4 protein-coding genes are annotated in these 7,246 nt (G+C 75.6%); all 4 read right to left on the reverse strand.

Annotated elements, in window-relative coordinates; all coding sequences use genetic code 11:
* Window positions 1–6 precede the first annotated feature (6 nt).
* The 4 genes from V2J85_RS37895 to V2J85_RS37910 are packed head-to-tail and all read right to left on the reverse strand — an operon-like array spanning window position 7 to window position 6,924.
* A complete protein-coding gene (locus V2J85_RS37895; RefSeq protein ID WP_330824113.1) occupies window positions 7–3,615 on the reverse strand; it encodes a hydantoinase B/oxoprolinase family protein in 3,609 nt (1,202 codons plus the stop codon).
* Window positions 3,612–4,553: an SGNH/GDSL hydrolase family protein gene (locus tag V2J85_RS37900; RefSeq protein ID WP_330824114.1), complete on the reverse strand. Its 942-nt coding sequence runs from the start codon at window positions 4,551–4,553 to the stop codon at window positions 3,612–3,614. The genes V2J85_RS37895 and V2J85_RS37900 overlap by 4 nt, the downstream gene beginning before the upstream one ends.
* Before the next feature lie 23 nt (window positions 4,554–4,576).
* Window positions 4,577–5,800, reverse strand: coding sequence for a glycosyltransferase (locus V2J85_RS37905; protein WP_330824115.1), 1,224 nt, complete (start codon window positions 5,798–5,800; stop codon window positions 4,577–4,579).
* The gene (locus V2J85_RS37910) at window positions 5,797–6,924 is read right to left on the reverse strand and encodes a glycosyltransferase family 4 protein (RefSeq protein WP_330824116.1); all 1,128 of its coding nucleotides are present in this window, start codon (window positions 6,922–6,924) and stop codon (window positions 5,797–5,799) included. Before V2J85_RS37910 ends, V2J85_RS37905 begins: the two co-directional genes overlap by 4 nt.
* Window positions 6,925–7,246 lie beyond the last annotated feature (322 nt).

The raw sequence follows: 7,246 nt of genomic DNA on the forward strand, positions 1-7,246 counted from the left end.
CACGTGTCACGGCTCCCCGTAGCCCCCGCCACCGGGCGTCCGCAGCACCAGTACGTCGTCCACCCCGGCGTCCGCCGCGTCGCAGCCCCGGAGCTCCTCGCAGCTGCCATCGGCACGTTCGATGAGGTTGGCGCCCAGCGCGCCCGGGGCGCCGCCCGCCATGCCGTACGGCGGGACGCGGCGGTGGTGGGTGAGCAGGGCGAGGGTGACCGGTTCCAGGAAGCGCAGCCGGCGCTCGACACCGCAGCCGCCGTGCCAGCGTCCGCGGCCGCCGCTGCCGTCGCGGATCGCGAAGGCGTCGACCCGGACCGGGTAGCGCCACTCCAGGACCTCGGGGTCGGTCAGCCGGGAGTTGGTCATGTGGGTCTGCACGGCGTCCGCGCCGTGGAAGCCGTCGCCGGCGCCCGAACCGCTGGCCACGGTCTCGTAGTACTGCACCCGGTCGTTGCCGAAGGTGAGGTTGTTCATCGTGCCGGAGCCCTCGGCCTGGATGCCCAGCGCGGCGTAGAGCGCGCCGGTGACCGCCTGGGAGGTCTCCACGTTGCCCGCGACGGTGGCCGCCGGGAAGACGGGGGCCAGCATCGAGCCCTCGGGGATGCGGACCTCGACGGGCTTGAGGCAGCCGCTGTTGAGCGGGATGTCCTCGGCGACCAGGGTGCGGAAGACGTACAGCACCGCGGCCATCACCACCGAGGTGGGCGCGTTGGCGTTGCCGGGCTGCTGGGGCGAGGTGCCGGCGAAGTCCAGCACGGCGCTGCGGGCGTCCCGGTCGACGGTCAGCGCGACCCGGATCTCCGCGCCGCTGTCGGTCTCGTAGCGGTAGCTGCCGTCCGACAGCCGGGCGATGATCCGGCGGACCGATTCCTCGGCGTTGTCCTGGACGTGGCCCATGTAGGCCCGTACGACATCCAGGCCGAACTGGTCGGTCATCCTGCGGAGTTCCTGGATGCCCTTCTCGTTCGCGGCGATCTGGGCGCGCAGATCGGCGAGGTTGGCGTCCGGCGAACGGGACGGGTACGGGCCGGAGGTGAGCAGCTCACGGGTCTCGCGCTCGCGCAGCGTCCCGTCCCGCACCAGCAGCCAGTTGTCGAAGAGGATGCCCTCCTCGTGGATGGTGGTGCTGAACGCCGGCATCGAGCCGGGGGTGATGCCGCCGATCTCGGCGTGGTGGCCGCGGGAGGCCACCAGGAACAGCAGGTCGTCGCCGTCGGCGTCGAAGACGGGCGTGACGACCGTGACGTCCGGCAGGTGGGTGCCGCCGTGGTACGGGTCGTTGATCGCGTAGACGTCGCCCGGTCGCAGATCGCCCCGGCGCCGCCGGAGCACCTCCTTGATGGACTCCCCCATCGAGCCCAGATGCACGGGGATGTGCGGGGCGTTGGCGATCAGATTGCCCTCGGCGTCGAACAGCGCGCAGGAGAAGTCCAGCCGCTCCTTGATGTTGACGGAGTGCGCGGTGTTCTCCAGCCGGACGCCCATCTGCTCGGCGATGGCCATGAAGAGGCTGTTGAAGACCTCCAGCATCACCGGGTCGGCCTCGGTGCCGACCGCGACCCGGTCGCCGCGCGGGCGGGTACGGGTCAGCAGCAGGTGCCCGCGGTCGCCCATCTCCGCCTGCCAGTCGGGGTCGACGACGGTGGTGGCGTCGGCCTCGGCGACGATCGCCGGGCCGGTGAGGACGTCACCGGGCCGCAGTTCGGTCCGCCGGTACAGGCCGGTGTCCCGCCAGCGTCCGCCGGCGTACATCCGCACCGTCGCCGCGGGCGCCAACTCCCCTTCCCGGCCGCCGGTTCGTGCCTCGTAGCCGCGGGCGCCGCCGGACTCCCCGCGCGCCTCGACCGACACCGCCTCGGCAACCAGCGGCTTGTCCATGGTGAAGGCGTACCGCTCGCGGTGCGCCCGGACGAACTCCTCGGCCATCGCCGCGGCGTCGCCGAGCGGGACGCCGAGGGGGGAGTCGGTCCCGGCGTAGCGGACCAGCACCCGGGCACGGGTGGTGATCGACGCGTCCGGCACCCCGTCGTCGAGGAGTTCTCGGCGGGTCTGGTCGGCGAGCGCGGCGCACACCTCGTGGACGTGGTCGAGCGCGGCGGGGTCGGAGAACTCCGCCTCGACGGCCTGTTCGCGCATCGCGGTGGCGTCCGCGACCCCGATGCCGTACGCCGAGAGCACGCCGGCCAGCGGCGGGACGAGGACCGTGTTGATGCCCAGGGCGTCGGCGACCGCGCAGGCGTGCTGGCCGCCGGCGCCGCCGAAACTGGTGAGGGCGTAGCGGGTGACGTCGTGGCCGCGCTGGACGGAGATCTTCTTGACCGCGTTGGCCATGTTGAGCACGGCGATGTCCAGGAACCCGGCGGCGACCTCCTCGGGGCCGCGGTCGTCCCCGGTCTCGGCGGCGGCCCGGGCGGCCAGCTCCGTGAAGCGCTCCCGGACCGCCTCGTCGTCCAGCGGCCGGTCGCCGTCGGTGCCGAACACCGCGGGGAAGTGGGCCGGCTGGATGCGGCCGAGCATCACATTGGCGTCGGTGACGGTCAGCGGGCCGCCGCGCCGGTAGCAGGCCGGTCCCGGGTCGGCGCCGGCCGAGTCGGGGCCGACCCGGTAGCGGCGCCCGTCGAAGTGCAGCACGGAGCCGCCGCCGGCCGCGACGGTGTGGATGTTCATCATCGGGGCGCGCATCCGGACGCCGGCGACCTCGTTGCCGAAGACCCGCTCGAACTCACCGGCGTAGTGCGACACATCGGTGGAGGTGCCGCCCATGTCGAAGCCGATCACCCGGTCGTGGCCGTCACCGGCCTCGGCGGCCGTACGGACCATGCCGACCACGCCGCCCGCGGGGCCGGAGAGCACCGCGTCCTTCCCGCGGAAGTGCGCGGCCTGGCGCAGCCCGCCGTTGGACTGCATGAACATCAGCCGGATGCCCGGGAGCTGGGCGGCGATCTCGTCGACGTAACGGGCCAGGATCGGCGAGAGGTAGGCGTCGACGACGGTGGTGTCGCCGCGCGGCACCAGCTTCATCAGCGGGCTGACCTCGTGCGAGCAGCTGACCTGGGGGAAGCCGGCCTCCCGGGCCAGCTCGGCGACGGCCTGCTCGTGGTCGGGGTGGCGGTAGCCGTGCATGAGGACGACGGCGGCGCTGCTCAGCCCGTCGGCGCGGGCCTCCCGCAGCGCCTCGCGGACCCGGCCGGCCTCCAGCGGCCGGACCACGTCGCCGTGCGCCCCGATCCGCTCCGGCACCTCGATCACCCGGTCGTAGAGCGCCTCGGGCAGAACGATCCGGCGGTCGAAGATCCGCGGGCGGTTCTGGTAGGCGATCCGCAGCGCGTCGCGGAAGCCCTCGGTGATGAGCAGCACGGTCGGTTCGCCCTTGCGCTCCAGGAGGGCGTTGGTGGCGACGGTGGTGCCCATCTTGACGACGGAGACCCGCTCGGCGGGCACCGGTTCGTCCGGGCCCAGGCCGAGCATCATCCGGATGCCGGCCACCGCGGCGTCCCGGTAGCGCTCGGGGTGGTGCGAGAGCAGTTTCCCGGTGACCAGCCGCCCGTCCGGGCGTCTGCCGACGACGTCCGTGAAGGTGCCACCCCGGTCGATCCAGAACTCCCAGCGTCCGGTCGTCATCCCGTCATTGTCGCAGCGCCGTGCGCGGTCGCGGCGGCTTTCGGCCCGGGGAGGGCGGCGAGCGCGGCCCGCGTGGTCCGGTCGGCCGCGGCGTCCAGGAGGCGCCCGGTGCCCGCGAGGGAGTGCCGGTACTCCCGGGCCGCGAGGGCGAGCAGACCGGGCAGCAGGTCGGTGCAGCGGGCGACGACCCAGCGGGTGCCCTTGGTGGCCATCCACAGGGCGGAGCCGGTACGGGTCGGCGCCCGGCCGTCGAGGGTGAGCGCGGGCGGCGGGCCCACGGGCAGGCCGGCGGCGGCGAGCTGCGCGTGGAAGCCGCGGGCCAGCAACCGGTGGCCGCGTTCGCTGGGGTGCAGCCGGTCCACGCTCCAGGAGGCGCGGTCGGTCACCCAGGGGTGCTCGGCCAGATGCAGGTGCACGCCCCCGTGGCGGACGGCGAGCGCGTGGACGACGGCGTTGACCGCCCGCATCCGCCGGGCCAGTGGCCGGGCCAGCGGCGCGGGCAGGCCCAGCATCCGGCCCGGATCGGGCAGACAGGCCGTCAGGACCACGGTCCCGTCGCCGCTCAGCGCGCCGTACGCCCGGTCCAGTGCGGCCGCGACCCGCTCGATGGCGAAGGCGGCGCGCAGGGTGTCGTTGGCGCCGACGACCAGCGACGCGAACCGCGGCCGGTGCGCCCGCGCGGCGGGCAGCTGCCGTTCGGCCACGTCCGCCGCCAGCGCTCCGCTGACCGCCAGGTTCACCAGCTCCACGCTCTCCGGCCGCTCCCCCAGCGCCGCGGCGAGCAGCACCGCCCAGCCGCGCCAGCCCCCGCCCGGCAGGGGATCGCCCAGCCCCTCGGTCAGCGAATCGCCGAGCGCGACGAAGCGGACGGGTTCCCCGCCCAGGGCCGCTCGCGGCTGTGCCGCGGACGGCCTCCCGGTGGGCGGCTGCCCGGGCATCGGCCCCGTGGTGGACCGCACCGTCACCACCCGCCCCGGGGGCCCGCCGGATGCGGCGCGGCCGGTACGGCGGTGGCGGGCCGGGCCAGCGGCACGTCGGCGTCGTGCGCCGCCAGGAAGGCGTCCACGGCCGGCTGCCAGCCGTAGCCCTCGGCCTGCCGGCGGGCCGCGGCGCGCCGGGCCGCCTCGGGCCGGGCCAGTACCCGCTGGACGGCGTCGGCGAAGGACGGCCCGTCGTCGAGCGCGGTGTCGCCCCCGCCGCCGACGAGCCCGGCCAGCGCCGAGGCCGCGCTGGCGACCACCGGGGTGCCGCAGGCCAGCGCCTCCAGAGCGGCCAGCCCGAACGTCTCGGCGGGCCCGGGCGCCAGCGCGAGATCGGCACTGGCCTGCAGGGCGGCCAGCCGGTCGCGGTCGGCGAGGTGGCCCAGGAACGCCGCGGGCAGCCGTTCGGCCCGCGCGCGGGCGGCCAGCCGGGCCCGCAGCGGCCCGTCACCGACCACCACCAGCGCCGCGTCGATGCCGCGCCGGCGCAGCTCGGCGAGCGCGTCCAGGGCCCGCCCGGGCCGCTTCTCCTGGGAGAGCCGGGAGCACATCAGCAGCAGCACCCCAGCCCGGCCCGCGCATCGGCGGCGCAGCTCGGCGCTGCCGCAGTCCGGGTGCCAGGCGGCCAGATCGACCCCGAGCGGGGCGCGTACGACGTTGCGCGCGCCGGCCCGGGTGAACTCCGCGGCCGCCCACTCGGTGGTGCACACCACCCGGCTGTAGGCGTACGCGGTACGGCGGTTGAGCCGGTCCGCGGCGGCCCGGGCGAGCGGCCGCGGCACGCCCCAGGTGTGCAGCACCCCGTCCACGCTCTCGTGCGAGACCATCACCGCGGGGACCCGGGCCCGGCGGGCCCACTCGCCCGTCCAGCGCAGCGTCGTACGGTCCGAGACCTCCAGCCGGTCGGGGGCCAGCGCCGCCAGCAGCCGCTGCACCCGGCGGCGGTCGGTCAGCATCCGGTAGCCGCCGCTGCCGGGCAGCGCGGTCCCGGGCAGGGTGAACACCCGCCCCTGCGCGGTGAGTTCCTCGTGCGCCCGGTCGTCGCCGGGCGGCCCGGGCACGATGAGCACCGGTTCGTGCCCGGCGGCCCGGTAGCCGGCGCCGAGCGCGGCGAGCGCGGTGCGCAGCCCGCCGGAGGCCGGGGTGACGAAGTTGGCGATCCGTACGATCCGCAGGCCCGTCGTGCGGGCCGGCCGCCGGTTCACACCGCCACCGCCGTCCGGTCGGCGAGCACGTCCTCGTAGTGGCCCAGAAGCTGGTCGCCGACCGCTTCCCAGGTGCGGTCCGCGACGGCCCGGCGGGCCGCGGCGCCGTACCGCACGCGCAGTTCGGCACTGCCCGCCAGCAAGCGCACCGCGTCCCGGAACGCGCCGCCGTCGCCGGGGGTGACCAGGAGCCCGGTACGGCCGTGGTCGACCAGATCGACCGGTCCGCCGGCCCGCGGCGCGACGACGGGCACGCCCGAGGCCATCGCCTCCTGCACGGTCTGGCAGAAGGTCTCGTAGGGCCCGGTGTGCACGAAGACGTCCAGGGAGGCGTAGAGCCGGGCGAGTTCGTCACCGGTGCGGCGGCCGAGGAAGCGGACCTCCGGGAGGGCGGCGCGCAGTCCGGCGGCGCTGGGGCCCTCGCCGATGACGACGGTGCGGACGCCCGGCAGCCGGGAGGTCTCGGCCAGCAGCCGGACGTCCTTCTCCGGCGCGAGCCGCCCCACGTACCCCACCAGCAGCTCCCGTCCGGCGGTGAGCGAGCTGCGCAGCACCGCGTCGCGGCGCCCGGGGTGGAAGCGGGTGGAGTCCACGCCGCGCGGCCAGAGGTGGACGCGGGGCACGCCGTGCTCGGTCAGGTCGAGCAGCGCGGCGCTGGAGGGCGCGAGGGTGCGGTCGGCGGCCCCGTGCACGGCGCGCAGCCGCCGCCAGGCGGTGGCGGTGCCGCCGCCGAGGTAGGTGCGGGCGTAGCGGCCCAGGTCCGTCTGGTAGACGGCGATCGCGGGCACCCGCAGACGGGCCGCGGCGGCCATGCCGCGGGCGCCGAGGACGAAGGGGCTGGCGAGGTGCACCAGATCGGGCCGGTGACCGGCCAGCGCCGCGGACAGCCTTCGTCCGGGGAGCGCGATCCGCACCTGCGGGTAACCGGGCAGCGGCATCGACGGCACCCGTACGACGGGGCAGGGGCTGTCGTGCGTACCGGCTCCGGGCGCGGCGCCACCGAGCGGCGCGACGACGAGCGGGTCGTGCCCGCGGCGGACGAGGTGGCGGGCGGTTTCCAGGGCGCAGTGGGCGACGCCGTTGACATCGGGCGGGAAGGATTCGGTGACGATGACGACACGCATACGGCTGTTGTCGACGCACCGTGCGTGGAGCGAGCCACGTGGATCTTTCGGGGCGGCGAACATTCCGCTGCGCTTTGCGGTGCCGCCCACGTACCCGGCTTTCCCGCCGCGGGGCTCGCTCGCCGTTGTGCGCTTTGCGGCGCCTCCCACGTACCTGTCTGTCCCGCCGCGGGTGTTGTTCGCCGTTGCGCCTGCGGCGGGCTGGGTTGTTGTCGGGTGCGGTGACGGGCCTCCGGGGCCGGTTGTGTGGACTGCTGACGCTTTACGTCCACACAACCGGCCCCTCCGGCCCGCCCCCTCCCGTGAGAGGGAAAGTTAAAGC

The sequence above is a fragment of the Streptomyces bugieae genome (genome assembly GCF_036352915.1).
Lineage (GTDB): Bacteria > Actinomycetota > Actinomycetes > Streptomycetales > Streptomycetaceae > Streptomyces > Streptomyces endophytica.